24 protein-coding genes are annotated in these 25159 nt (G+C 32.3%); 5 read left to right on the top strand and 19 right to left on the bottom strand.

Annotation, left to right across the window (positions count from 1 at the left end; translation table 11 throughout):
- Window positions 1-27: 27 nt before the first annotated feature.
- From ED556_RS03180 to ED556_RS03170, 3 genes are all read right to left on the bottom strand, one after another.
- On the bottom strand, window positions 28-753 hold the full coding sequence (locus tag ED556_RS03180; protein WP_296319246.1) for an ABC transporter ATP-binding protein: 726 nt from the start codon (window positions 751-753) through the stop codon (window positions 28-30).
- A gap of 11 nt (window positions 754-764) precedes the next feature.
- Entirely contained in the window at window positions 765-2246 is a 1482-nt protein-coding gene (locus tag ED556_RS03175) for a DUF5687 family protein (protein WP_296319244.1), read from the bottom strand.
- A 158-nt stretch (window positions 2247-2404) separates the two neighbouring features.
- A complete protein-coding gene (locus tag ED556_RS03170; RefSeq protein WP_296319242.1) occupies window positions 2405-3346 on the bottom strand; it encodes a hypothetical protein in 942 nt (313 codons plus the stop codon).
- A 264-nt stretch (window positions 3347-3610) separates the two neighbouring features.
- Here ED556_RS03170 and ED556_RS03165 point away from each other — a divergent pair, with 264 nt between their 5' ends.
- A complete protein-coding gene (locus tag ED556_RS03165) occupies window positions 3611-4663 on the top strand; it encodes a ferredoxin--NADP reductase (RefSeq protein ID WP_296319240.1) in 1053 nt (350 codons plus the stop codon).
- A 16-nt stretch (window positions 4664-4679) separates the two neighbouring features.
- Here the strand turns inward: ED556_RS03165 and ED556_RS03160 are convergent, their stop codons facing one another.
- Together ED556_RS03160 and ED556_RS03155 are read right to left on the bottom strand one after the other, a co-directional pair.
- Entirely contained in the window at window positions 4680-5699 is a 1020-nt protein-coding gene (locus ED556_RS03160; protein ID WP_296319238.1) for a glycosyltransferase family 9 protein, read from the bottom strand.
- A gap of 44 nt (window positions 5700-5743) precedes the next feature.
- A complete protein-coding gene (locus ED556_RS03155) occupies window positions 5744-6352 on the bottom strand; it encodes a DUF4254 domain-containing protein (RefSeq protein ID WP_296319236.1) in 609 nt (202 codons plus the stop codon).
- A 67-nt stretch (window positions 6353-6419) separates the two neighbouring features.
- On the opposite strand from ED556_RS03155, the gene upp reads away from it, so the two are divergent.
- Window positions 6420-7079 carry a uracil phosphoribosyltransferase gene (upp, locus tag ED556_RS03150; RefSeq protein WP_296319233.1) on the top strand — a complete coding sequence of 220 codons (660 nt, stop codon included), beginning with the start codon at window positions 6420-6422 and terminating at the stop codon, window positions 7077-7079.
- On the opposite strand, the gene ED556_RS03145 is transcribed toward upp, so the two are convergent.
- A complete protein-coding gene (locus ED556_RS03145; protein ID WP_296319232.1) occupies window positions 7068-7985 on the bottom strand; it encodes a DUF6427 family protein in 918 nt (305 codons plus the stop codon). The genes upp and ED556_RS03145 overlap by 12 nt on opposite strands.
- 41 nt (window positions 7986-8026) lie before the next feature.
- Between ED556_RS03145 and ED556_RS03140 the strand changes: the two genes are divergently transcribed.
- Entirely contained in the window at window positions 8027-8254 is a 228-nt protein-coding gene (locus tag ED556_RS03140; RefSeq protein ID WP_296319230.1) for a uracil phosphoribosyltransferase, read from the top strand.
- Here the strand turns inward: ED556_RS03140 and purD are convergent.
- On the bottom strand, window positions 8249-9520 hold the full coding sequence (gene purD, locus ED556_RS03135) for a phosphoribosylamine--glycine ligase (RefSeq protein ID WP_296319228.1): 1272 nt from the start codon (window positions 9518-9520) through the stop codon (window positions 8249-8251). The genes ED556_RS03140 and purD overlap by 6 nt on opposite strands.
- 82 nt (window positions 9521-9602) lie before the next feature.
- On the opposite strand from purD, the gene ED556_RS03130 reads away from it, so the two are divergent.
- Both ED556_RS03130 and ED556_RS03125 read left to right on the top strand, forming a co-directional pair.
- Window positions 9603-10919 carry a phenylacetate--CoA ligase family protein gene (locus tag ED556_RS03130; protein WP_296319225.1) on the top strand — a complete coding sequence of 439 codons (1317 nt, stop codon included), beginning with the start codon at window positions 9603-9605 and terminating at the stop codon, window positions 10917-10919.
- Complete coding sequence (locus tag ED556_RS03125) at window positions 10916-12070, top strand: glycosyltransferase family 4 protein (protein ID WP_296319223.1); 1155 nt, start codon at window positions 10916-10918, stop codon at window positions 12068-12070. The genes ED556_RS03130 and ED556_RS03125 overlap by 4 nt, the downstream gene beginning before the upstream one ends.
- Here ED556_RS03125 and ED556_RS03120 read toward each other — a convergent pair.
- The 12 genes from ED556_RS03120 to ED556_RS03065 all read right to left on the bottom strand — a co-directional run bounded on the left by ED556_RS03120 (window position 12067) and on the right by ED556_RS03065 (window position 25159).
- The gene (locus ED556_RS03120; protein WP_296319221.1) at window positions 12067-13476 is read right to left on the bottom strand and encodes an exopolysaccharide biosynthesis polyprenyl glycosylphosphotransferase; all 1410 of its coding nucleotides are present in this window, start codon (window positions 13474-13476) and stop codon (window positions 12067-12069) included. The two genes, ED556_RS03125 and ED556_RS03120, sit on opposite strands and share 4 nt — an antisense overlap.
- 2 nt (window positions 13477-13478) lie before the next feature.
- Window positions 13479-14474 carry a UDP-glucuronic acid decarboxylase family protein gene (locus tag ED556_RS03115; protein ID WP_296319219.1) on the bottom strand — a complete coding sequence of 332 codons (996 nt, stop codon included), beginning with the start codon at window positions 14472-14474 and terminating at the stop codon, window positions 13479-13481.
- Window positions 14471-15772, bottom strand: a complete 1302-nt coding sequence (locus ED556_RS03110; protein ID WP_296319217.1) for a UDP-glucose/GDP-mannose dehydrogenase family protein — start codon at window positions 15770-15772, stop codon at window positions 14471-14473. Before ED556_RS03110 ends, ED556_RS03115 begins: the two co-directional genes overlap by 4 nt.
- Before the next feature lie 3 nt (window positions 15773-15775).
- A complete protein-coding gene (locus ED556_RS03105; RefSeq protein ID WP_296319216.1) occupies window positions 15776-17725 on the bottom strand; it encodes a nucleoside-diphosphate sugar epimerase/dehydratase in 1950 nt (649 codons plus the stop codon).
- A 93-nt stretch (window positions 17726-17818) separates the two neighbouring features.
- A complete protein-coding gene (locus ED556_RS03100; RefSeq protein ID WP_296319214.1) occupies window positions 17819-18844 on the bottom strand; it encodes a hypothetical protein in 1026 nt (341 codons plus the stop codon).
- Window positions 18845-18966: 122 nt separating this feature from the next.
- Window positions 18967-20109, bottom strand: a complete 1143-nt coding sequence (locus ED556_RS03095; protein ID WP_296319212.1) for an aminotransferase class I/II-fold pyridoxal phosphate-dependent enzyme — start codon at window positions 20107-20109, stop codon at window positions 18967-18969.
- On the bottom strand, window positions 20099-20863 hold the full coding sequence (locus tag ED556_RS03090) for a formyltransferase family protein (protein ID WP_296319209.1): 765 nt from the start codon (window positions 20861-20863) through the stop codon (window positions 20099-20101). Before ED556_RS03090 ends, ED556_RS03095 begins: the two co-directional genes overlap by 11 nt.
- Window positions 20860-21195 (bottom strand): hypothetical protein, encoded by a 336-nt coding sequence (locus tag ED556_RS03085; RefSeq protein WP_296319207.1) that lies wholly within the window; start codon window positions 21193-21195, stop codon window positions 20860-20862. The genes ED556_RS03090 and ED556_RS03085 overlap by 4 nt, the downstream gene beginning before the upstream one ends.
- The gene (locus ED556_RS03080; RefSeq protein ID WP_296319205.1) at window positions 21192-21806 is read right to left on the bottom strand and encodes a sugar transferase; all 615 of its coding nucleotides are present in this window, start codon (window positions 21804-21806) and stop codon (window positions 21192-21194) included. The genes ED556_RS03085 and ED556_RS03080 overlap by 4 nt, the downstream gene beginning before the upstream one ends.
- Window positions 21806-22960: a glycosyltransferase family 4 protein gene (locus ED556_RS03075; RefSeq protein ID WP_296319203.1), complete on the bottom strand. Its 1155-nt coding sequence runs from the start codon at window positions 22958-22960 to the stop codon at window positions 21806-21808. Before ED556_RS03075 ends, ED556_RS03080 begins: the two co-directional genes overlap by 1 nt.
- A 29-nt stretch (window positions 22961-22989) precedes the next feature.
- Window positions 22990-23862 carry a sulfotransferase gene (locus ED556_RS03070; protein WP_296319201.1) on the bottom strand — a complete coding sequence of 291 codons (873 nt, stop codon included), beginning with the start codon at window positions 23860-23862 and terminating at the stop codon, window positions 22990-22992.
- Window positions 23855-25159 carry an oligosaccharide flippase family protein gene (locus ED556_RS03065; RefSeq protein WP_296319199.1) on the bottom strand — a complete coding sequence of 435 codons (1305 nt, stop codon included), beginning with the start codon at window positions 25157-25159 and terminating at the stop codon, window positions 23855-23857. The genes ED556_RS03070 and ED556_RS03065 overlap by 8 nt, the downstream gene beginning before the upstream one ends.

Here is a 25159-nt window from a genome sequence, read left to right as displayed (position 1 = left end):
TTTCTTAATATATAGAGTTGCTGTTTTCTATTCTTCTTCTTCAGAACTTGAAATGGCACTTTTAGCAAAATGTGCTTCTAACTCTCTAAGTGTTGTAGGATTAGTTTCAAGGTCTTTTACTACTTCTCCTTTTTCTAAAACAACAATACGTTCGCAAACATCGGTAACATGTAATAAATCGTGACTAGACACTAATACTGTTACACCTTGCTTTTCTGCTAAATCTTTCAAAATTTGTTTTAAACGAATCTGAGTCGTTGGGTCTAAGTTTGCAAAAGGCTCATCGAGTATAATCACTTCTGGATTACCAATTAGTGCCGCTACAATGCCGGCTTTTTTCTGATTTCCTTTACTTAAATCGCGTAAGTATTTTTTCTTACCTAATATTTCGCCATTAAAGAAGTCTTCAAATTGAGATGTAAGTGCATCTACATCTGCTTTGTTTTGCCCTCGTAAATCGCCAATGAAATAGAAGTACTCTTCAGGTGTTAGATACCCAATTAAAAACGTTTCGTCTATAAAAGCAGAAGTAAACGGTTTCCAATCTTCGCTATTAGAGACCACAATATCATTGCTTGTAATTGATCCGGTGGTTGGGTTTATTAAGTCTAATAATAAGCTAAAATAAGTCGTTTTACCTGCACCATTATTTCCCACAAGCCCAAAACTTTGTCCTTTGGGTATGTGCAATTCGTCTATTTTAAGAACTTGAATACCGTTATATGATTTTGATATGTCTGTTGTTTGTATCATTGTATATTGTTTTAAGCGTCTTTACTAAAGGCAGCTATCATTTTGTATTTAGAGTTTAGGTATTTTTCAGTTATAAATTTCATTAGTTTTTTGTGAAGCACTATACCTATAATTCCCAGAGTAATTAATGTAGCTATAGCCACTTCAAAACCAAGTAACCAATTTAAAATACCAAATAAGATCATTGGGACAAGCATTAATGGAATACCGATAAGCCACTGTACAGCGCCAGTTCCCTGATAATTAAAAGCTGCTTTTTTGTCTAAATCTATTTTCTTTCTATTGAAAGAGCCGCCCCACATTATTACATGCGAATTAACACCAATATTGTATATGGCTGCCGCGAAATGAGCGATTAAAATTTTCCATCCAAAATAAACGTATGGAATACCGAGTACAAACATAACTACCACGCTCATTACCATAAGTATAAATTTTGAACGCAGATACTGCTCATACTTAATATTTTGACTCATCAACATTTTGTAATAACCACTATCCCAAGCAGGAATAAATTGCCCAAAATTGATTAAGAAAAACCCTGTAGAAAAAATCCCAATAAAAGCCCACATAAATTCCATTTCTCTATACATAGGTTGTGGGTAGAAAAATAAACCATAGAGCAAACCTATTACCATTAAAAAAGCTGTAGACTTAGTACGTTTGTTTCGCCAAATTAATCTTAAATCTAACTGCATAAAAGGCGCAATATCTCCAAAGCGTTTAGTCCAAGATAGATCCGAAGCGTTAACATCTTTAACCTTAGTTTTTAATGAGGCGTCTAAATATAATTTTTGTAAAAGTAGTTTGTAATTTACCATATAAAGTAAACCTAAAACTAAAAGAGGTATTAGTATAAAAATTGGGTTTTGCGTTATTGCAATAACACCATTACCAATAATATCAGTAAAAGAAATAATTTCAAAATAATTCAAGCCATATAATCCAGCAGCTACGATTAAAAAAGGTAATAATGGTACTGATAATTCTGCAGAATATGCTTCAATTATAAAATTTAAAAAGTTTGAACTGAACGTAATGATAATGACTATAAAAACCCACATCAATATGGCTGTAGTATCTGGATATCCATATGCTGATAGAGTAATAGCGAATGGTATAGCTAGAAACAAAGGCAAAAAATTAAAAAAAGAAAAGGCCGATTTCCCTAAAACAAAATTAACAACTGTACTTCGCTTTACAGGTAAGGTTAGTAATGGTTTTACACTCATTACTGGTAGTTTTTGCATAAAAAACCTAAATAACAAATCACCTAGTATCCAATAAAACATGTATTTACTTACAATTGCTAGCTTGTCTTGATTCGGTAATAATTCATCAAGACCATAATAAAGTCCCACTCCTCCTAAAACAAAAAAAGCCATAAGGTATAAAGCGAAGAAGACTAAAAGAATATTTAAGGCTAGATTTTTTTGCCAATACGGTGACCGGAAATATTGTTTCCACTCTAAGTTTAAAAAATGTTTTATCATGGTTTGGTCAGGTTATCTGATGGTGTTAGTAGCCAATTCTTTATATATGTTACAATTTTACAAAATTTAAATTCTATAAATAAAAAAAACAGCCAAGAGAACATTCTTGGCTGCTTTAAACAATATATGTCTAAATCAAATATGAATACTATACTTTTTTACCAAAACGTAGACCCAAAATCATCAGCTTGTCCATTAAACTCATACAGTGGACCGTCTGTAACAAAATTAGTTGCACTGTCCCAACGACCAGCAGTTACAGCTTGGTCTACACGGGCTTGGTTTGCAGCACCCCATTGTACATAATCTAATAATATATCTGGGTCGCTAGAACCAAAAGTGTTTGTTGAGAAAATTCCCAATCCGCCAGATGTAGGGTTAACATCATAAGATAAGGTCACTTGCTCACCTGGTGCCAAATTCGTTGAGCCACTTGCTGCGTCTGATACTCTTACATATGTGCCTGGTCCTAAACATAACCAGTAATCACCTACTTCTACAGAAACATTTCCAAAATTCACTAAACTAACTTGATCTGTACCTGCATTAACTTCTGATATTCTAACAACATTTGAGGCTTCAGCAGACGCCCAAAAAGATGACCCAAAATCATCAGAATTTCCGTTAAATGTATATGGAGATCCTTGTGCTAAGAAATTAGCTGCATTGTCCCAACGACCAGCAGTTACAGCTTGGTCTACACGGGCTTGGTTTGCAGCACCCCATTGTACATAATCTAATAATATATCTGGGTCGCTAGAACCAAAAGTGTTTGTTGAGAAAATTCCCAATCCGCCAGATGTAGGGTTAACATCATAAGATAAGGTCACTTGCTCACCTGGTGCCAAATTCGTTGAGCCACTTGCTGCGTCTGATACTCTTACATAAGTACCTGGACCTAGGCATAAGAAATAATTTCCTGTTTCTGTCAGGTCTGTCCCAAAATTGGACAAAATAATTTGATCTGTTTCAGTATTAACTTCTAATATTCTAATTGCGCTAGAGGTTTCAACAGGTGTTGGATCATTATAAGAATCATCGTCACTACAACTTACTAGACATGCAGTACATATTGAAACTAATAAAATTAACTTTTTCATTTTTTTTGCTTTTTTTAATTATTATTTGACCGCAATGTATTACCAGAGTTAAAATCCTATATTAAAAAGGTGTATGAAGAGGAAAAAATTAATCCTGAAACCGAAAATAAGAGGTTAAAAAAACGGCATTTTCATTAAATCTTCTCTAATGAATTGTTAATGACATACTAATAAATCATAATTTAATGTTGTAGTTGAATCGATACGTGTTGTGAAATAAAAACCTCGACAAACTTTCCTTATTTTTGCTCAAAAATAAAATCGATGTCTCAATTCCATAGTCTTGACATAAAGTCTATTTATAAAGTAACTGAAAAATCTGTTGCTATCACTTTTGATGTGCCTAAGCATCTAAAAGACAATTTCGCGTTTAAAGCTGGTCAGTATATTACATTAAAAGCCGAAATTAATGGTGAAGAAATCCGTAGAGATTACTCTATTTGTTGTTCTATAGATGAAGATTTAACTGTTGGTGTTAAAGCTGTGGAAAACGGAACATTTTCGGTTTATGCTAATGAAACATTACAAGTTGGCGATACTATTGAAGTAGCAGAACCTAATGGTCGTTTTATGTTTGAGGCTAATGAGGCTAAAACCAGAACTATAGCTGCCTTTGCTGCTGGAAGTGGAATTACACCTATTTTAAGTATTGTTAAAACACTTTTAGAAGGTGAGCCGTTTAGCAATTTCATTCTAGTTTATGGAAATAAAACCAAAGCAGATACCATGTTTATGAGTGATTTGCTTGCGTTGAAAAACACATACGGCAATCGTTTTCATGTTCATTTTATTTATAGCCAAGCTAATGAAGAAGACGCGCTCTTTGGTCGTATAGAAAAAAGCACGGTGAACCTTATTGTTAAAAACAAATATAAAGGTGTTACTATAGACAAATTTTACCTGTGTGGACCAGAAGCAATGATACATACGGTAAAAAATGTTCTTATCGAAAATAATATAAAGGAGAATCAAATTTTATTCGAATTGTTTACTGCCTCAACACAAGGTGAAAGTTCACCTACAGATGTGTCAGGTGGAAATTCTCAGATAAAAGTCATTGTAGATGATGAGGAGTTTGAATTTGAAATGTCTCATGACGTATCCATTTTAGATGCCGCGCTAAAAGAGGATATTGATGCACCATATTCATGCCAAGGTGGTATTTGTAGTAGTTGTATTGCGCGTGTTACTGAAGGTGAAGCCTCAATGCGTCAAAACAATATACTTACAGATAACGAAATTGCTGAAGGTCTTATTTTAACGTGCCAAGCTCATCCTACGAGTACTAAAATAGTTGTCGATTATGATGATGTTTAAGTTACGGTTGAGTTACTTACTCTGAAATTATCGAAGTAATCTTTTCAATTATTGAGTCCACTGAACTACTACCTGCAGCCTTCTCATAGCCTTTAGGAAGTTTATTACCATAAATTGAAGTTGGTATTTGTGGAAATTCTTTTCTGTTAGCAACCAACGCATAATGATGAGGTTGATTGAATGGTGCAAACCCAGCAAACGGATGTGTCACGCCCCAAACTGTAATCACTTTAACACCAAGCATTGCTGCCATATGAGCATTTCCTGAGTCCATCGAAAGCATTATATCAAGATTAGAAATTAAATCTAGCTCTTCGTCTAAGCTTAATTTTCCTGCAACTGAATGAGTATTCTTATTTTCGGATTCTATACGGTTTAAAAGCTCAACTTCTTTCTTTCCGCCACCAAATAACACAATGTTATAGTTTTCTGAAAGAGCGTTAATCACCTGCTTCATTTGCTCTAGAGGATACATTTTGCCTTCATGAGCGGCGAATGGAGCGATACCAATTAATGGTAAATTAACATTAGATATATATTGTTTTAGTTTTGAACTTAATTCTACTTTCTTTGGAAAAATAGGATTCGTCAACTCTACAGGAAACCCTAATTCTGCAAATACATCTGCATAACGCTGATGTGTTGTTTTTAACTGTTCAAACTTTTGTCCAGAAATTAATGCCTTTTTATCTGCTCTTCCTTTGTTAACCTGAACCACTTTCTTGCCGAGAAAAAGCTTCAAGATCTTGGTGCGTAGTACATTATGAATATCCGCAACCGCATCAATATTTAGAGCTTTTAATTCTTTTGAGAGCTTTCGAAGCCCAAAAATGCCTTTATGTTTCCCTTTTAAGTCAGCTTCGTAAACCTCAACGTTTTTTATATCTCTAAAAAAGGGTACAAAAAATCTACGCGTAACTACTGTAATTTTTAGTTCAGGATATTTAGACACTAATGCCCTAATTACAGGAACTACCATAGCAACATCTCCCATGGCAGAAAATCTAAAAACTAATATATGATTAGGGTTTGGCATTTATATCAGAATTTGAGATCCCGAAACAAGTTCAGGATTACAAACTATTTCTGACCTCTTAATACAGGGTTAAGCTCATCGTCATTGTACATTTTCATTTGCTTATAAACCTTCATGTACTTGTCTCCATTGGCAATATCTGTAAGTAAGTCGTCAATTGCTGTGCTTAAATCTACACGTTGCTCCAATAAGACATCTAACTTTTTTTGGCAAGCCGCTTTATGACTTTCGCTAGCATCATCACGAACAGTTTCAAGATGCATATGGTAAATCTTTAACGCTAAAATTGACAATCGATCAATTGCCCATGCTGGACTTTCGGAGTTTACCTTTGCGTCTGTTTTAATGTCTACATCTTTGTATTTATCAAGAAAATAGCTATCAATAAATTCAACTGTATCAGTACGGTCTTGATTAGATGCATCAATCATTCGCTTTAATTTTAAAGCAGCTTCTGGGTCAATATTTGGGTCTCTTATAATGTCTTCGTAAGCCCACTGAACAGTATCAATCCAACATTTTCTGTAAAGAAGATGAGCGATAAGGTCATCGGTCTTATCAAACTTATTTGTAAAAGGTTGGTCAACAGTATTTAATACTTTGTACGTTTTAATTACATCTTGAAATATAGTATTCGCTTTTTCTGAAAACATTGTCATAAGATTTAGTATGCAAATATAGTCTGAATTATTAACTTTAAACACTTAACAGCTTAGACAAATGCATATTCACCATCTCGCTAAAACACCATCAATACTAAATACCTTTTTATTAGAAATTAGAGATGAAACCATTCAAAAAGACCGAATGCGTTTTCGCAGAAATATTGAACGCATAGGTGAGGTTTTAGGTTATGAATTAAGTAAGTCTTTAAGTTTCAACCTGCAAACAATTAATACCCCTTTAGGTAAACACAATAATAAAATATATAATAATGAGATTGTACTTTGTTCTATTTTAAGAGCTGGTGTGCCATTGCATAATGGCTTACTAAATTACTTTGACTCTGCTGAAAATGCTTTTATTTCTGCATATAGGCATCACAAAGACAATCCTCAAAGTTTTGAAATTGTTGTAGAGTATTTGGCTTGCCCTAAATTAGAAAACAAAACACTTATACTTGCTGATCCAATGTTGGCGACTGGCCAATCCATGTTAGCTACTTTTGAAGCTCTAAAACCATTTGGCAAACCTCAAGAAATACATTTAGTAAGTGTAATTGGCGCTAAAGAAGGTGTTGAGTTTGTGTCTCAAAATTTTGATGACAACACTCATTTATGGATTGCCGACATTGATGAAACATTAAACTCTAAAGGTTACATTATACCCGGATTAGGAGATGCAGGTGATTTAGCCTATGGCCAAAAACTACAGCACTAAGTTTCCAATTGGAATAAGGATTAATAGCGCCACAAAAATATCTTTAAACCAACTGTCTTGCACTGCCTCAATATAGTTGGCTACAATTATTGCATATGGTAATAGTATAAACACATATTCACTTCCATTTTTATTGGGTGCAATTAATAATATTACCAATGCTATAAAGGATGAAATTAATACCAAAATATAGATTGGTCTCATTTTTCTATTTCTATCTGGCAAACGCCTTAGATAATAAACCAAACTCCAGAAATAGATTGTTGCAACTATGGTTAGCCTAGCAATCCCAAATGCACTATTATAGCTCGAAAAGTCTAAGCTTAAGTTAAAATTAAAATTACTGCTTACTAAGTATTCATTTTTTAGGATGATATTATATACAACTAATAATATCATTACGGTGACAAATGCTAATAGGACAACTACAGCATATCTTAATTCGCTTTGCCAGTAATACATCAATGCTGCAATCACTATTAATAAATACAATATTGCCCATGCATAAAATAGTGCTGCTATAGAAATCCAAAATGTAGCGTCAAAAAACTTTTTAGTTAAAGACCGTTTAGAATGGAGGCTGAACAACCTCCTTAAAGCGAAAAAAACCAAAAGGTTAGCACTAACAATATTGATATTACCAAACGCCTCTGGAAATGCTAAAAGCAATAACCCAAAAACCATAATGCCATAACTATTTCTTTGAGTTAGATCATTTTTAGAGATAATAAAATCTGTAAGAAAAACGTAAAACACACCTATTAAAAAAGCACCTAGGGCTGAGCTATAAGAAATAGTATCCATTTTTGTATGAATAAAAAATTGCGTTGCAAAAGCAATTATTATCATAAGAATAACAATTATAAAGTTTATGGGCTTAGATTTACTAAATAGACTTGTAATCATTTACAGTTTTTGTATTTTTGCAACGTAAATTTATTAAAGTTATGAAGGATTTCTTTTACGCTATTCAAGATTTATTTGTAAACACTCTTTTTGCGCCTTTAGATGCATTAAGAGAAATGGAACTTACAAACTGGTTTATGGCCAATATAGTATCTTGGTTATTTTTTGCTATTGGCCTTGTTGCCTTTATATATTGGATGCTTGAATTAAGGAAATTTAATGCAAATAACGAAGAAGATAAAAGCGTTACAGCTCATTCGTATTTATAAGTCAAAACCTATATCTTTTCTGTAATACATCTTATCAAATGATAGTCTGTCTATTGATTGATAAGATTTTTTTATGGCCTCTTGGTGTGTTTCGCCAAATGAAGTAATAGCCATAACGCGTCCACCAGAAGTCACTATTTTATTGTCCTTTAATTGTGCTCCAGCATGAAAAGGGATTGAATCTTGTATTGTATCCACTCCATTTATTTCTTTTCCTTTTTCATAAGCTTCAGGATAACCTCCAGAAACCAGCATTATGGTTGTAGCGGCGCGTTGGTCTATTTCAATATTTATATTTGAAAGTGTTCCATTACCCATTGCTTCAAAGATCGCAACCAAATCGGTTTTTAATCTCGGTAAAACTACTTCGGTTTCTGGGTCACCCATTCTTACATTATATTCTATTACTTTAGGATCATCACCTACTTTAATCAGACCAATAAATATAAAACCAACATAAGGCAAATTATCTTTTTTCAAGCCTTCAACAGTAGGTCTTACAATTCTATCTTCAATCTTATTTAAAAAATCTTCAGTAGCAAAAGGTACTGGAGATACTGCGCCCATTCCACCTGTATTGAGACCTGTGTCTCCTTCTCCAATACGCTTGTAATCTTTTGCAGTTGGAAGAATTTTGTAATCTTCACCATCTGTTAATACAAAACAACTTAACTCAATACCGTCTAAAAACTCTTCAATAACGACTTTAGCACTCGCGTTTCCAAATTTAGAATCTATAAGCATCTGCTTCAGCTCTTTTTTAGCTTCTTCGAGATTATCTAATATCAAAACGCCCTTGCCTGCTGCAAGTCCATCTGCCTTAAGCACATAAGGTGGTTGTAATGTTTCTAAAAAATTGTATCCGTCATTTATCGTTTCTGAAGTGAAACTTTGATATGATGCTGTTGGAATGTTATGACGTTGCATAAACTCTTTTGCGAACTCTTTACTACCTTCTAACTCTGCTGCAGCCTTTTGTGGTCCAATTACTGAAACATTTTTTAACGCATCGTCATTAAGAAAAAAGTCATGAACACCTTGCACTAAAGGGTCTTCAGGGCCAACCACAACCATTTCAATATCGTACTTAATTACTGCTTCTTTTATTGCGCCAAAATCTGTAACGGAAATTGGAAGATTAGTCGCCACCTCGGATGTTCCAGAATTTCCTGGAGCCACAAATAGTGATTTGCATAATGGGCTCTTTGAAATTTTCCAAGCAAATGTATGCTCTCTACCACCAGAACCAAGTACTAAAATATTCATAAGTTGTTTGTTGTTTGGGCAAAAATAATTGGTTTTACCGTTAAAAAACAATTAATTTACACAAACCTTATTTCTTATTTTCTTGGGGTTATTTGATGCTTCTTTACGACTTAAAGGCTTTGATATAAACAAGGCTAAAAATTTACTATCTGAAATTCACAAAAAGACTGAAGCTGAATTCGAGGTGTTTGTAAAAAATAGAAAACAAAACATTATAACTCACCATTTAAAACAAAACAAATTCTATAAATCAATAGGTGGAAATATTAACCTTGAAGATTGGAATTCTGTTCCGGTAATCACTAAAAAGGATTTACAACAGCCATTTCATTTATTATTATCTGAGCCTTTCAACAAAAAAGATGTTTACATAAATAAAACTTCGGGTTCTTCAGGAGACCCTTTTGTATTTGCTAAAGATAAATTTTGTCATGCTCTAACCTGGGCTATTATCATTAACCGGTTCTCATGGTATGGTATTGATTTTAATACCTCAAAACAGGCGCGTTTTTATGGCATTCCATTAGATAAAAAAGGATATTATAAAGAGCGATTAAAAGATGTTTTTGCTAATAGATATCGTTTTTCGATTTTTGATTTAACAGATTCCGCATTCGAAAAGTATTTGGCCAAATTTAAAACCACAAAGTTTGAATATATAAATGGTTATACTAGTGCAATTGTACAATTCGCAAAATACTTAAAAGGAGAAAATATTGTTTTAAAACAAGTTTGTCCTTCTTTAAAGGTATGCATGACCACTTCCGAAATGCTGTTTGAAAGTGATAAAGCTATAATGGAAAAGCAATTTGGTATTCCTGTTGTAAATGAATATGGAGCATCAGAACTTGATCTCATTGCTTTTGAAAACCCTAAGGGTGGATGGCAAATAAATAGCGAAACTTTATTTGTTGAGATTCTTGACAGCACTAACAATCCTGTGCCAAACGGACAAGAAGGAAGAGTGGTTATTACATCACTCTATAATAAAGCCTTTCCTTTTATTAGATATGATATAGGCGATATTGGAGCTCTATCCGTAAAAAGCACATTACAAAATCCCTTTTTAGAAAAACTCATTGGAAGAACTAATGATATTGCAGTTTTACCGAGCGGAAAAAAAGCTGCCGGGCTAACATTTTATTACATCACAAAAAGTATCATAGAAGAGGATGGAAATGTAAAAGAGTTTATTATTGAACAATTACAACTAGACTATTTTAAAATTAGTTATGTTTCTAGGCAAGAATTAACAGAGGCTGAAAAAGAAGTTATAAGTAATGCTATGATTACCTATTTAGAACCTAATATAATAATAGCTTTTGAACGGTTTGAGGTTTTAAAACGTTCGACAAGTGGCAAGCTTAAACAATTTGTGTCTCACTTAAAGTTTCAATGAACGACGTTTTAATTATATCAAATTATTTTCCGCCTGAAATTGGTGCGGCTTCCAATCGTATTTTTCAATTGGCTAAAGGACTTTCGAGCACCTACAAGGTGAAAGTTATCTGTCCTAGACCAAACTATCCTACTGGAAAGATTTTTAAGGATTATAAAAAATATGAGGTTATAAATGGCGTTGAAGTACAACGGTTGTGGGTATATCCTTCTGTTTCTAAAAATAAGTTTATTCGTTTATTTTCAATGCTTTCATTTAGTTTAAGCATCGTTTGGTTTTATATTACCCATAGTATTCCTAAGACAATAATTGTAAACTCTCCTCCATTAATTGTTGCATATACGTCTTTGTTGTTTTTACGTAAAAAAAAGTATAACCTGATTTTAAACGTTAGTGATTTATGGCCTATGGCGGGTGTAGAATTAGGGGCGATAAAAAAAGGGCTCGGAAATACTATTTTAGAGAGAATTGAAAGATATAATTATAGAAAAGCAACAAAAATCTTAGGGCAAAGTGATGAGATTTTGGCCCATATAAAAACAATAGTGCCAAATAGTAAAACTTTACTTTACAGAAATTTTCCTGATTTTGAACCTCCAAAGTTAAACCTGCCTCTATTATACGATTCTTCTAAGAAAATAAAAATCGTATATGCCGGTCTTTTGGGTGTAGCTCAAGGCATATTGAAGCTCTGTGAAAATTTAGAGTATTCTAATATTGAGTTTCATATTTATGGCTCTGGTGCCGAAGAAAAAAAAGTAATGTCATTTTTAAAAAACAATAGCGATTTACCCATTACTTTTCATGGTAGTGTTTCTCGCAAAGCACTTCATCATCAACTCTTAACGTATGATGTAACTATAATTCCTCTATTGAATAGAATTTATGGTTCTGTTCCATCTAAAATATTTGAATACTCTAGGCTAGGGCTTCCTGTTATTTATTTTGGCGGTGGCGAAGGCGAAACTATTGTACTAAAACATAATTTAGGTTGGGTTGCTGAAGCTGCAAATTACAATAGCTTAAACGAGGTAATCGCAGGTTTGAAACCATCCGATTTTGATTTAAATTTAAAAAAGGAGGTTCAAAAAAGGGCAATAGATAACTTTAATGCTCATAAACAACTAGAAGCACTGAAAGCGTTTATTTAATACGCTTTTTCATCTCCCTTTATTACACCCAAAATTGTTTTCCCTATAATATCTAAGTCAAGAAGTATTGACCAGTTTTCGATATAAAAGATATCATACTTGATACGGTTTATGATATCCTCATCAGATTTTATTTCGCCTCTAAATCCTTTTACCTGGGCTAATCCTGTAATTCCAGGTTTGACATTGTGTCTGAAAATGAAGTTATAAGGGTCAATTTTTTTTGAATATGCTTCAGTATAAGCTAACATATGTGGTCTTGGACCAACTACTGACATATCGCCTTTAAGTACATTAAAAAATTGTGGTAACTCATCCAAACTCGTTCTTCTTAGAAACTTGCCAATTTTTGTCACTCTTTTATCTTGTTGCTTTACATAGTTTTCATTGCTCTTAGAATTAACCCTGAGTGATCTATATTTATAACAATCAAACTCTCTGTAATTAATACCGTTTCGTTTGTGCTTATAGAATAGTGGCCCTTTAGATTCTAGCTTAATTAGAACAAACAATATGATGCTCAACCATGAGAGTATAAATACAATAACTAAAAGCGAAAAAACAATATCGAAACCACGTTTTAAGACCCTGTTGAATGGGCTGTTTAAAGAAACTTCTTGAATAGAAAGAACAGGTAGGTAATTGTAAAAATCTGTTTTAAGGCGTTTACTAAAAAAGTTGGTGGTCTTTGGTATGAATTTTATGTTAAATTGGTTTAGTTCGGCTTGCTTTACAAACGTGTTGATCTCACTTTCCGAAAGTTCTTCCATTGCACAGTAGATTTCATCGATGTTGTCATTTTTAAGAATTAATTGAATTGCATCATTAATATTGCCGTCCAAATCTAAAGACGCATTATTACTGAAGACACCCAACAAATCATATCCATATTCGTCCTTGTCAATAAAAAAATTTCTTAATTCTTGAGCACCTTTTGTAGAGCCAATTATAATTACATTTCTATGATTTCCTTTTAAGTATTGTCTAAATGTTCTAAGTCCATAAAACATTGAAAACTTGAAAAAAGCTATACAAGATATACTTACTAATAAATACTTTAGTATCGTAACTTTATTAATCTCAATACCTCTGTAAAACCCAACATATGCAAAAACAATAATGCAAAATATAAAGAACTGTTTAATAACTAATCCTAAAATATTTATGGCATTGGTATACCTATAAACATTATAGAATTTTATTGAATATGCTGATGTAAGCCAAAGTAGGCTTGAATAAAAAACAAAAACTGTTGCCTTACTTTTTAAAAACCCAATAGACCAATAGGGTAAGCCGAATGTTTTAAAATCTATGTAGTAAGATGCAAAAAAAACGATTATTGCTATATCAAAGAGGATAATGACGGGTCTAATTAGCCAAGAATATCTACCTCTTATATAGCTCATTGTTATCGTTTATTAAAACTTGAAAAATCTTTGTGCGCTTTCTTATATAATTCTTGTTCTTCCAATTGTTGAAAGTATTTGAAAGTCATACTCATACCTTCATCTCGATTAACTCTTGGTTCCCAATCTAATACTTTTTTAGCTAAGCTAATATCTGGTTGCCTCTGTAATGGGTCATTTTGGGGCAAAGGCTTGTACGTTATTTTTTGATTAGAGTTTGCCAATTTAAGTATATCCTTAGCAAAGTCTATAATTGTTGTTTCATCAGGGTTACCAATATTAACAGGTAATGAATAATCTGAAAATAATAATTTATATATTCCTTCGATTTGATCGTCCACATAGCAAAACGAACGTGTTTGTAATCCATCTCCAAATACAGTTAAGTCTTCGCCTCGTAAAACTTGTCCCATAAATGCTGGGATTACCCTTCCATCATTGAGTCGCATTCTTGGCCCATAAGTATTAAAAATTCTAGCAATTCTAACTTCTAACCCATGAAATCTGTGATAAGCCATAGTTAATGACTCTTGAAACCGTTTAGCTTCGTCATATACACCTCGAGGACCAATAGCATTGACATTTCCAAAATAACTTTCTGTTTGTGGGTGAACTAGCGGGTCGCCATACACTTCAGAGGTTGATGCAATGAGCATTCTTGCCTTTTTTGCTTTAGCTAAGCCTAGAAGATTATGCGTACCAAGAGAGCCTACTTTAAGTGTTTGTATTGGGATTTTTAGATAATCTATAGGGCTGGCTGGTGAAGCAAAATGCAATATGTAATCTAAATCGCCATCGATTTTGATATACTCAGTAACATCGTGTTTTACAAAGGAAAAATTAGGATGTGTTTTTAGGTGAGTAATATTTTTTTCGTCACCGGTAATAAAATTGTCCATTCCAATAACTGAGAAGCCTTCACTAATAAATCTGTCACAAAGGTGTGATCCTAAAAACCCAGCTGCTCCAGTTATTAAAATAGTTTTATTGTTGTTCATTGTCTTCCTATCGAGATGTACTTTAGACCTTCATTTAAAACATCATTAACATCATAAAGGTTTCTGCCGTCAAAAATAACATCTCCCTTCATTAACTTCTTAAGTTTTGTAAAGTTGGGTGTTCTAAATATACTCCACTCTGTGCAAATAATTAAGGCCTCGGCATCTTTTAAGGCCGAATACATATCTTCGGCATAGTCTATTTTATCACCTATTTTCTTTTGGATATTTTGCATTGCCTCTGGGTCGTAAACAGAAATTTTAGTTTTAAAATCAAGAAGCTTCTGAATAATGTCTAATGATGGGGCTTCTCTAATATCGTCAGTTTCTGGCTTAAATGATAATCCCCAAATGGCAATCTTCTTTCCTTCTAAATTATTTTTGAAATGAGATAGAATTTTAGGTAGTAATATTACTTTTTGCTCTTTGTTAATTTTTATAACGGCATCTAAAATTTTAAAACTATAATTTAAGTCTTTCCCTGATTTGTGCAACGCTTTAACATCTTTAGGGAAACAAGAGCCACCATAACCAATTCCTGGAAATAAGAATCGTTTACCTATTCTAGAATCTGTACCCATTCCAATTCTTACCTGATCAACATCAGCACCAACTTTTTCGCAATAATTAGCTATCTCATTCATAAAGGTAATTTTTGTAGCTAAAAAGGCATTAGATGCATATTTGGTGAGCTCTGCAGATTTCTCATCCATTATAATTATTGGATTTCCTGATCTAACATAGGGCTTATAAAGCTTTTTCATTCTTTCAGTAGCTTTATCACTACTAGAACCTATAATTATGCGTTCTGGTTTTAAAAAATCATCTACTGCAAATCCTTCACGTAAAAATTCAGGATTACTAACCACATCAAACTCTACCTTGGTGTGTTTTGAAATGACGTCTTTTACTTTTTGAGCTGTACCCACAGGAACGGTACTTTTATCAACAATTATCTTATAATCTGTAAGACGTCTACCAATTTCTTCAGCAACCCCTAGGACATATTTTAAGTCTGCCGAGCCGTCTTCGTCTTCTGGGGTTGGTAATGCTAGAAATATGATTTCACCATGCTTTAAACCTTGGTCTAATTCTGTAGAGAAGTTTAATCTACCAGCATTAATGTTTCTTTCAAATAGAGCATCTAGATGGGGTTCATAAATTGGAACCTCACCATTTTTCATTTGCTCTATCTTTTCTTTATTTATATCTATGCACAGAACATCATTTCCTGTTTCAGCCAAACAGGTTCCTGTAACCAAACCTACATAGCCGGTTCCCACAACTGTAATATTCATTTATTATTTATCAAATTTTTCGAAAGTAGAATTCATGCTTAAAAATTCTGGAACAATATCTTTCATCTTTTTAACGATCTGTTCCTTGTCTTGTTCTTTTGCAAAGCCAACTAATTTAGTGATATCATTATTAATGGATTCAAAGTCGTATGTTTCAACTTTAGCAATCATTATCTTATCGTTATAAGTTGGTAAGGTCGATGATTTTTCGTTTAACAATTCTTCATACAATTTTTCACCAGGCCTTAATCCAATAACTTTAATTTCAATATCTCTATTTGGTATATAGCCTGCTAATCTTATTATTTTTTTAGCTAAGTCAATAATCTTAACTGCTTCTCCCATATCAAAAATAAAAACTTCTCCTCCGTTGCCCATGGCTCCTGCCTCAATTACAAGCTGACAGGCTTCTGATATAGTCATGAAATAACGAATAATGTCTGGGTGTGTTATTGTAAGTGGCCCGCCTTTTTCTATTTGTTTTTTAAAAAGAGGAACAACTGAACCGTTACTTCCTAAAACATTCCCAAACCTAGTTGTAACAAAACCTGTGGCTTTCTTATGGTCAGCTTTTACGTATTCTTGTAGTGCTTGAACATATATTTCTGCAATTCGTTTAGATGCCCCCATGACATTGCTAGGGTTCACAGCTTTATCAGTAGAAACCATTACAAACTTTGAAGCATTATATTTTAATGACAAATCAGCTACATTTTTAGAACCTAGAACATTAGCCATAATTGCTTGAGATGGATAATTTTCCATAAGTGGCACGTGTTTATATGCGGCTGCATGATACACAACATCGGGATTATTATTTTTAAAAATGATTTCGGTTTTGTCCAAGTCCCTTATGTCATTTATAATCGCTTCAAATTTTAAATCTGGAAAATTGTCTTTAATTTCTAATTGTATTTGGTATAACGGAGATTCTGCTTGGTCAATTATAACTAGCTTTTTAGGTTTATACCCGGCTACTTGTCTCACTATTTCGCTTCCTATAGAACCTGCTCCTCCGGTTACAAAAACACATTTGTTGAATATTTCTTTTGCTACTAATTTATTGTCAAGTTTTATTGGTGGTCTTTCGAGAATGTCTTCGATCTGGATTTTTTCGATTTGACTGGTGATATTCTTGTTCTCCTCGATATCAGATAATAGTGGTGCTCTGTAGACTTTCATGTTATAGTCTAGACACTTATCTATTAATGCCACGGTTTCTTGGTTTGTGATATACTTATCAGCTAGAATTAAAGCTTGAGCCTTATGAACTCTTAAGGTTAATGCGATATTTCTCTGCAAGTTAATAATTGGTAAACCTAAGATTTGCTTGCTTTTATTTTTTTCAGCTTTATCTATAAATCCTATGACGGTAAATCTATTAGGTTTTTCTGATTTTAAGGCGCTTGCAATTGCAATTGCATTTTCATCTGTTCCGTAAACAAGTACTTTTAGTTCGTTTTCTTTTTGACTATAATTAACATACACTTCAAAAACCTGTTTAACCATTACTCTGAAAAGAAATAACCCACAAAAGGAAATGAGTGAATATATTAGTAAAGTGGGAATAAATATTAGTTCTTGGTCACTGTATAAGTAATATATATAATGGGCGACAAATATGGTAATTAATGTAGAGACTGAAGCAATAAGAAACCTTACTGCGTCCAAGAATGTAGAGTGTCGTATAAGACCTGCGTAAGTTCTATAAAGTATAAAGAATATAATATTAACAACAATAATTACAATTTCGGCATTTGAAAACGAAAGCGTAAATATTTGGTCTTTTATCCTGCTTATTATAAGTTTTGTGATGAATAATGAAGTGAAAATTATAAACGTATCGAACGCCAATATTACCCATCGTGGTAGGTAGCCTATATTATTAAAATCGAGTTGCTTTTTACTAGATTGCAACACCTGCCTTATTGCCTGTTTTAATCGTTTAAGCATATATTTTGTACGTCATTACTTTGTAACAAATATCTGAATTTAATTAATAACCCTAAAATCCTAATTATTAAATATTAAAAAGGATCTTTCTGCTTAATTCTTAGTATTTAATATTTGTTCGTTCTTGGCAATAAAAACAAAAAGTAGCAGCGGAATAAACATAACCCTCATTCTGCTTGCTAATCCTAAATTATACATATAGATACTGTAGAATAAGATTAAAAGCAGCGCTGTGATAAACACTACTAAAATTTCTAACTTGAATTTACTAATTGCAAATTTTGTTTGCTTTAGGCTGTATAGGAATAATATATAAAATAAAAGTAGGATTAGGTTTTCAAAAGAAATCACAAACTGTGAGAAAGACGTGGCGTCTATAAATAAAGGTCGAGACAATACTAATATTAATCTCTCCAAATAATTGGATTCTAATAGATTAATTGAGCTATTACCATTATTAAGAGCGTATTCAGAAATTCTTCGATAATTATTTATAAAACTGTCAAAATTTTCAATTTTTAAAAAGGAGATTAAAACTGGCATTGCTACTAAGGCAATAACTCCGGCACCTAAAAAGAAGGTTTTTTTTACTCTAAACAGTTCCTTTTTAAACAATAAGGCTACGCTCTTAGCTAATAAAATGATGAAAAAATAATACGGTCTTACGAATAGGCACAAGGTTAATGAGATTATTATTTTTTTTGAAACAACCTTGTTCTTCGACCATTCTTTAATTAATACTGTTGTTAAAAAAAATAATATGGCTTCTTTACTTATACTTGACGTCCAGTAATGAAGCGATGGTAATAAGAACAAGCACAAAATTATTAAGGTTTTTAGGCTTCCATAGGTTCTTTCTTTTAATCCAAGAATTTTAAAATAGTTTAGATAACCTAAAAATCCTATAAATGCAAAAATTATAAATATTGTGAAATAGGACAGCTGAAGTTTAACAAAAGGAAATATTAAAAAAGTAATAAGTTTACTTCCAAGACCAAAAAATTCAAACCAATTACCAGAATTTACGGCTTCATTAAAAAATCTAAATGCATCGTATGGTTGCTTGTTAAAGGATTTATAGTAATAGAATATACTTAAGCCAAAATGTAAAATTGTCATTAAGACAATAATAGCCTTGTGCAAATTTATTTTTGTCTCTTTGTAAAGATTATACACTTTAAAAAAGACTAATCCCGAAACAAATAATAGTACTAAAACATTAATAGTAAGAACCATAAATGCTAAGCTTTTTTACTTAAAAAACTATTAATAGCTGATTTTATTCTATTTTTCTCTTCTTCTAACAAGTTAGAGCCGGATGGTAAACACAAACCATTTGCAAAAAGTGTTTCTGATATGTTTGATCCATAAAACAAATTATCTTTAAAAACCGGTTGAAGATGCATAGGATTCCATAACGGCCTAGATTCAATATTATTTTCTAATAATGCCAATCTAAGCTCCTCTCTCGTAAAATTTGCCTCTTTTGGATCAATAGTTATGCAGCTTAACCAGTGATTAGAATAAAAATCACTATTAGGTTCTTGCAATAATCTTATACCATTTAAGTTTTCAAAAATTTGAGAATAAAATGCATTATTTGACCTACGAAGGTTAACGTGATGAGTTAACACTTCCATTTGGCCTCTTCCTATTCCGGCATTTATGTTGCTCATTCTATAGTTATAACCAATTTTAGAATGTTGGTAATAGGGTTTATTATCTCTTGCTTGAGTAGCGTAAAATATGGTTTGTTCTTTTTGTTCTTTTGTTCTACAAACTAATGCGCCTCCGCCTGAAGTAGTAATTATTTTGTTTCCGTTAAAGGACAAAATTGAATACTCTCCAAAGGTACCACACTTTCTTCCTTTATAAGTTGAGCCTAAAGCCTCAGCTGCATCTTCTATGATGGGTATTTCATATTTTCTTGCTATTGCTAAAATTTCATCAATTTTGGCTGGCATACCATAAAGATGGACTAATATTATGGCTTTTGGCTTTTTCCCTTTTGAAATTCTTTGCTTTATTGCTTCTTCTAAATAACTTGGACACATATTCCAAGTCTCTGTCTCACTATCAACAAATACCGGTGTTGCACCTTGGTAAATAATTGGATTTGCTGATCCACAAAATGTAAAAGTTTGACAAAGTACCTCATCTCCATTTCTTACTCCTAATTGCACTAAAGCTAAATGTATTGCAGCAGTTCCGGAGGACAAACATGAGACAAATTTATCTTCGTTTAAGAAAGTTTCGAGAGCATTTTCAAATTCGTTCACATTGGGACCTAAAGGCGCAATCCAATTAGTTTCAAACGCGTCTTGGATATATTTCTGTTCTGTTCCTCCCATGTGCGGAGATGATAACCATATCTTAGAGTTCATGTTCTTTTTCCGTTATTTTAATTTCGAGAGCATATTTTTTTGAATTATGAATAAAATATGCAAATTCGTCAACTCGATTTGTAGTTAGTGCTCTTAATTTATCAATTAAATCGCCTGCTCTGATATTCTCTTCAAGAGAAATTTCATTTATTTTAAATAAGTCTTTTCTGTTGTGAGAAGTACCTTGTTCAATTTGTTTTATCCGTGTTGGATTTAAGGATAATATATCAGGAAGTGCTTCATAAAAGACTTGTTCTTCAAGTTTCAGCACTCTCTCATATAAACTATTAGCGGTGTCATCTTTATTGACCTCTAATGCTTTCTGATGAATAATGTCTCCAGCGTCTAATTTTTCGGACATAAAATGTAATGTTGCCCCATATGTGGTTTTATCTAAGATAGCCCATGTTGGGGTGTGCCAACCCTTGTTGTAAGGCAAATATGCTGGATGTAAATTTAAGAACCCAATTTTGGGGCAATCTAAAACTTCATTTGGGATAATTAATGGAAAATGAATTCCAATAATATAGTCCAAGTTTAAGGCTTTTAACTTTTCTATATTTTCTGGGTTGGTAAATTGTTTGCCTCTAATAATTTTATCATCATTTAAGCCAGAAATTTCGATAAGCTTATCCGCATGTGTTGTGGATGTATTATCATTGACTAAAAGTAAAGATGGTTTATAGCCTTTGGAGATGATATAGGTTAAAATGTTACAACTAATCTCTCTGTCGCCTGCATAAGCATATTTCATTTCTTTATCTGTATTAAAAAATTTTTAGGAAACTCTGGTGATTCGTCAAGTCTTTCAAAAACGAATTCTGAATTCAATTGTAGCGTGTTGCCTAAACTTTTTTCGAGCTCTGAAAATTGTTCAAACCAATCTTCTAAATGAAAAATAAACTCGATTATTTCCTGAAAAGCTTGTGTGTTTATGTACAAATACTCTTCTAGCAAAACATACAGCCTTTTATTTGCCTTAAAAATTCTTTTTGCTTGATAGTATTTTTTATTCACTTTGTATAATTCGTATGCATAATTACATCTATTTATACAAATTTCCAGGTTTTTTTCATATTCATTCATTTCTTAGTTTTTGTGCCTAAAAATTTTGTTGTAGTAACGGCTGTTTGAGAGTTTATATCCTCAGACTTTATTACCTTCAAAATTGTTTTAAATACTATTTTTATATCTAGAATAAAAGATAGATTTTCTGTATACCATACATCATACTCAAATTTTTTTTCCCAGCTTATTGCATTTCGACCATTTACTTGAGCCCAACCTGTAATCCCAGGTCTTACACTATGTCTTCGTTTCTGAAAATCATTATATAACTCCAGATATTCTGGCAATAAGGGTCTAGGGCCTATTATGCTCATATCTCCAATAAGAACATTAAATAATTGAGGTATTTCGTCGAGTGATGTTTTTCGAATAAATGTTCCGATTTTTGTTAATCGTTCTGCATCTGGTAAAAGCAATCCATCTTGACCTTTCTTATCGGTCATGGTTTTAAATTTGATTACTTTAAAAATTTTCTCGTTTTTACCAGGTCTGCTTTGAAAAAAAAGTGGCGATCCACTGTTGTATATAAAAAGACTTAGAAGAATTAAAAGAAATATTGGGCTTAGTATTAAAAGCCCAAAAACGGACATAATTATATCTAGAGTTCTTTTAATAAAAAACTTATACATTAGTGAAACGTATTATATTCTTTTAGTAGTTCGTGAAAAACAACTTTTTGAGAATATGACTCAATGATGATCTGACGTGATTTATTTCTCATCCTAGATAAATCATTAGGATTTTCGTACCAATCTTTCATTGCTAAATATAAGGCTTTTGTGTCTTTTACGGGGACTATCTTACCGTTTAAGTTGTCTATTATTATTTCATTACTCCCGTTTATATTAGACACAATTGATGGTATCCCCATTGCACCTGCTTGTAATACTACATTTGGAAATCCTTCTCTATAACTAGGGAATACAAAGAAATTAGAAATGGCAAAATAAGGTCTAACATCTTTTTTGTGCCCTAAGCATAAGATGTTTTTGTTCTCTTTTATTTCACTGAATGCTTCTTTTGATATTGGGTTTAAGTCATTTTCGAATTTGCCCAATAATAGCAGTTTAACATCATTTCTTTCTGATGACAATAATTTGAATGCTGAAATAAGTTCATTAACGCCTTTGTCTTTTACTATCCTACCTACAAATAATAATACAGTGTCAGATTTTTTAATATTATGTTGGTCTCTGATTTTAATTAGGTCATTTTCTGAAAAATCATTGGGGTTGAAATGGTCAGCGTCAACACCACTCGTACTGCCTTTGGCAATGACCCGAAACTTTTTGATATTATTAGAGATTTTTCGATCTAAAACAATGTTCATTAATCCTTTAGAGTTAAAATAAACTCTTGTTGCACACTTATAATTTAATCGTTCTAACCAAGTTAACAAATAATATTTTAGTCCTGATGTTTCTAATAGTGGCATTCCTGCTACAGTATGAAGTCTGTGCTTTGTTCCTGAAATTCTAGCAGCCAACATACCTATTAATCCTGCCTTTGGAGTATGAGTATGAATGATTTCGGGTTTTTCTTTTTTGATGATTTTTATTAATCGAAAAAGAGCTAATAGGTCTTGAAAAGGTGTTATCTTTCTGGTAAGATTTACGGGGTAAACCGGAAGGTTTTTTTCTTCTCCCAATCTAACCAAGCCATTGTCGTTATTCTGAGAAATCATAACAACATCGTAATGCTTTTTTATAAAATCAATTTGATTTCCTAGCAGTAATTCTAAAGACTCAGAAACTGTTGTTATTCTCAATATTTTTTTTCTCAAAGCAAGGGCTAATTTATTTCCATAAACATTTAATAATCATGGTTTTTAAGAATGTCATTATGGTCGTTTATGGTATTTGAATCCAAAAATTTTCTATACGAGTAAGCTCTATCAGAATTAATTCCTTTCGTAATTTTCTTTATTAATTCATCATTATATTTCAAGCCAATAAATTCAGCAAGTTCCTTTAACGAATATTCTGGTTTCTCTAATAAATCCTCATATTTAATCTGATAAAGATTATTTGGTTCAATAGGTTTAATAAACGCTTTACAGGACTTGTTATAATAATCCCAAAGCTTAACGCCATGATCTAAATTTTTACATTCTAAACTAGAAATAAAACTTCTATTTCGCCTATCTCTACCAATATAATTTTTATACATTAAGTAATAAGGGTAGAGTTTCTTGTTTCGTAATCTAGATTTTGCTTTTTTAAACTTTTTCTCATTTCTAACCATTAAGCTACTTGCTACGTCCAACCCGTGCCTCGTGATATAAATAACTTTGGCCTTAGGGTAAATATCAAGCCAAAATGGTAATGTTAGGCAAGTAACAGGATCTTTGAACCCCCAATGTTGATTTGGTTTGAAAAGTCTTGAGAACAATCTAAATTTAAATTTTAAGGGGCTTTTTAATACAGACTTTAAATAGGATAAAAAACAATCGTATTCTTCCTTATTCTCTTTTAAATATATTTTTTCAAGATTAAAGGGGTTGTCCCACGAAGAAGACGTTTGTTCCAACAACCAATCATTTAACTTTAAAAAAAAGTCTGCTTCTCCATGGCTTCCCAATTTATTACCTGTATTTAATCCTAATTCTTTTAGCAGGTCGGACAACATTGATGTTCCTGACCTATGCATTCCTAGAATTATAATTGGTGTTTGTTCTCTATTCATTTTTAAATGAATTTTTTATAAAAAATAATGGTACTATAGATAACTTGGAATAACAAATATAACTTGAGTAGAGGTTTTGAAAAGCAATACTAATTCCGACCGCTAATGCTGCCCCAGTTATGCCATAGTTTGGGATTAAGATAATACTTAATATTAATGCAAGACATAATGATAAAACTAAACTCAATAATAAATATTTTTCAAGCTTGGTAGACATTAATATAAACCCTACAGAACCTGTAATAGCTTTAAAAAATTGACCCCATGCTAAAATAGTCAAGATAAGACCACCAGACGAAAAATCATCTCCAAATAATGTTATTATAGGTGTAGAATAAAAGGTTAAAATGAGAATTAATGGTGTCGACGCAATAAACATTAAGAAAGAGCTTTTTTTAGCTAGTTCACCCAATCTTTTCATGTCTTTTTTTACATAACTATCAACAAACTCCGGCGCCATAGCGCTATTTATTGATGGTAAAATAAAACTTATAATAAGTGAAATTTTTACTGCGGCTCCGTATACTCCAACCGATCCAGAATCTAAAAAAAACCCTAAAACAATATCAACAATGTTAGTAGATATAACGCTAGCTGAGGCAATAGTCCAAAACGTTTTGGTGGACCTTAATAACCCTTTGCTTGTAACTTTTTCTTTGTCCTTATTACCTAAAAAAAATGCTAGTCTTTTTTTTAATGAGAAAAAAGAGAACATAAAAACTAACCAGTACGAAATTGCATATGAACATATAAACCCCACAACATCATCAAAAAAAAGATAGAATACTATTGTTCCAAGTATTACTGAAATTGCATTTGGCAAAAACCCTTGGTAAAATGATGAAAGTTTAATTTTAGCCAGTCCTTTAAGAAATTCACTATTTATTTGAAGTAATATAAATGGCAAAAAGGCTATACTGAAAAGTCTTAATGGTGTTGCAAGATTAGGGTCTTTATAATAATACTTTGCAATTAAATCGGCTGACAAAAACAGAATTATTGTTAAACAAATTATTGTTGGTATTATTAGCTTGTACGATTTTTTTAACAGCGTTGATGCTTTAAAATGTTTCTTCTTTGAGTGATATTCAGATACCTTTATCAGAGAATAATTATCAACACCAAATCTAAAAACAACTGTTGCCACAGTAAAAACTGCGAGACCTTGATAAAACAACCCATACCCCTCGGAGCCGCAGAGTTTAGCTATTAAGAAATTTAAAAACAACGTAAATACAACACCTAAAGACCTAAAGACTATTGATGCACCAATATTAGAATATATTCTTCTTAACAT

The sequence above is a fragment of the Winogradskyella sp. genome, assembly GCF_003712105.1.
Lineage (GTDB): Bacteria > Bacteroidota > Bacteroidia > Flavobacteriales > Flavobacteriaceae > Winogradskyella.
Note: the sequence above shows the minus strand (reverse complement) of the source record. Positions and strands in the feature narration are given on the sequence as shown.

Excerpts from the sequence above, each read along its gene's own strand:
- ED556_RS03180 (WP_296319246.1), bottom strand. The coding sequence starts at position 753 with ATGATACAAACAACAGACATATCAAAATCATATAACGGTATTCAAGTT.
- ED556_RS03175 (WP_296319244.1), bottom strand. The coding sequence starts at position 2,246 with ATGATAAAACATTTTTTAAACTTAGAGTGGAAACAATATTTCCGGTCA.
- ED556_RS03170 (WP_296319242.1), bottom strand. The coding sequence starts at position 3,346 with ATGAAAAAGTTAATTTTATTAGTTTCAATATGTACTGCATGTCTAGTA.
- ED556_RS03165 (WP_296319240.1), top strand. The coding sequence starts at position 3,611 with ATGTCTCAATTCCATAGTCTTGACATAAAGTCTATTTATAAAGTAACT.
- ED556_RS03160 (WP_296319238.1), bottom strand. The coding sequence starts at position 5,699 with ATGCCAAACCCTAATCATATATTAGTTTTTAGATTTTCTGCCATGGGA.
- ED556_RS03155 (WP_296319236.1), bottom strand. The coding sequence starts at position 6,352 with ATGTTTTCAGAAAAAGCGAATACTATATTTCAAGATGTAATTAAAACG.
- upp (WP_296319233.1), top strand. The coding sequence starts at position 6,420 with ATGCATATTCACCATCTCGCTAAAACACCATCAATACTAAATACCTTT.
- ED556_RS03145 (WP_296319232.1), bottom strand. The coding sequence starts at position 7,985 with ATGATTACAAGTCTATTTAGTAAATCTAAGCCCATAAACTTTATAATT.
- ED556_RS03140 (WP_296319230.1), top strand. The coding sequence starts at position 8,027 with ATGAAGGATTTCTTTTACGCTATTCAAGATTTATTTGTAAACACTCTT.
- purD (WP_296319228.1), bottom strand. The coding sequence starts at position 9,520 with ATGAATATTTTAGTACTTGGTTCTGGTGGTAGAGAGCATACATTTGCT.
- ED556_RS03125 (WP_296319223.1), top strand. The coding sequence starts at position 10,916 with ATGAACGACGTTTTAATTATATCAAATTATTTTCCGCCTGAAATTGGT.
- ED556_RS03120 (WP_296319221.1), bottom strand. The coding sequence starts at position 13,476 with ATGAGCTATATAAGAGGTAGATATTCTTGGCTAATTAGACCCGTCATT.
- ED556_RS03115 (WP_296319219.1), bottom strand. The coding sequence starts at position 14,474 with ATGAACAACAATAAAACTATTTTAATAACTGGAGCAGCTGGGTTTTTA.
- ED556_RS03110 (WP_296319217.1), bottom strand. The coding sequence starts at position 15,772 with ATGAATATTACAGTTGTGGGAACCGGCTATGTAGGTTTGGTTACAGGA.
- ED556_RS03105 (WP_296319216.1), bottom strand. The coding sequence starts at position 17,725 with ATGCTTAAACGATTAAAACAGGCAATAAGGCAGGTGTTGCAATCTAGT.
- ED556_RS03100 (WP_296319214.1), bottom strand. The coding sequence starts at position 18,844 with ATGACAATTTTACATTTTGGCTTAAGTATATTCTATTACTATAAATCC.
- ED556_RS03095 (WP_296319212.1), bottom strand. The coding sequence starts at position 20,109 with ATGAACTCTAAGATATGGTTATCATCTCCGCACATGGGAGGAACAGAA.
- ED556_RS03090 (WP_296319209.1), bottom strand. The coding sequence starts at position 20,863 with ATGAAATATGCTTATGCAGGCGACAGAGAGATTAGTTGTAACATTTTA.
- ED556_RS03085 (WP_296319207.1), bottom strand. The coding sequence starts at position 21,195 with ATGAATGAATATGAAAAAAACCTGGAAATTTGTATAAATAGATGTAAT.
- ED556_RS03080 (WP_296319205.1), bottom strand. The coding sequence starts at position 21,806 with ATGTATAAGTTTTTTATTAAAAGAACTCTAGATATAATTATGTCCGTT.
- ED556_RS03070 (WP_296319201.1), bottom strand. The coding sequence starts at position 23,862 with ATGAATAGAGAACAAACACCAATTATAATTCTAGGAATGCATAGGTCA.
- ED556_RS03065 (WP_296319199.1), bottom strand. The coding sequence starts at position 25,159 with ATGTTAAGAAGAATATATTCTAATATTGGTGCATCAATAGTCTTTAGG.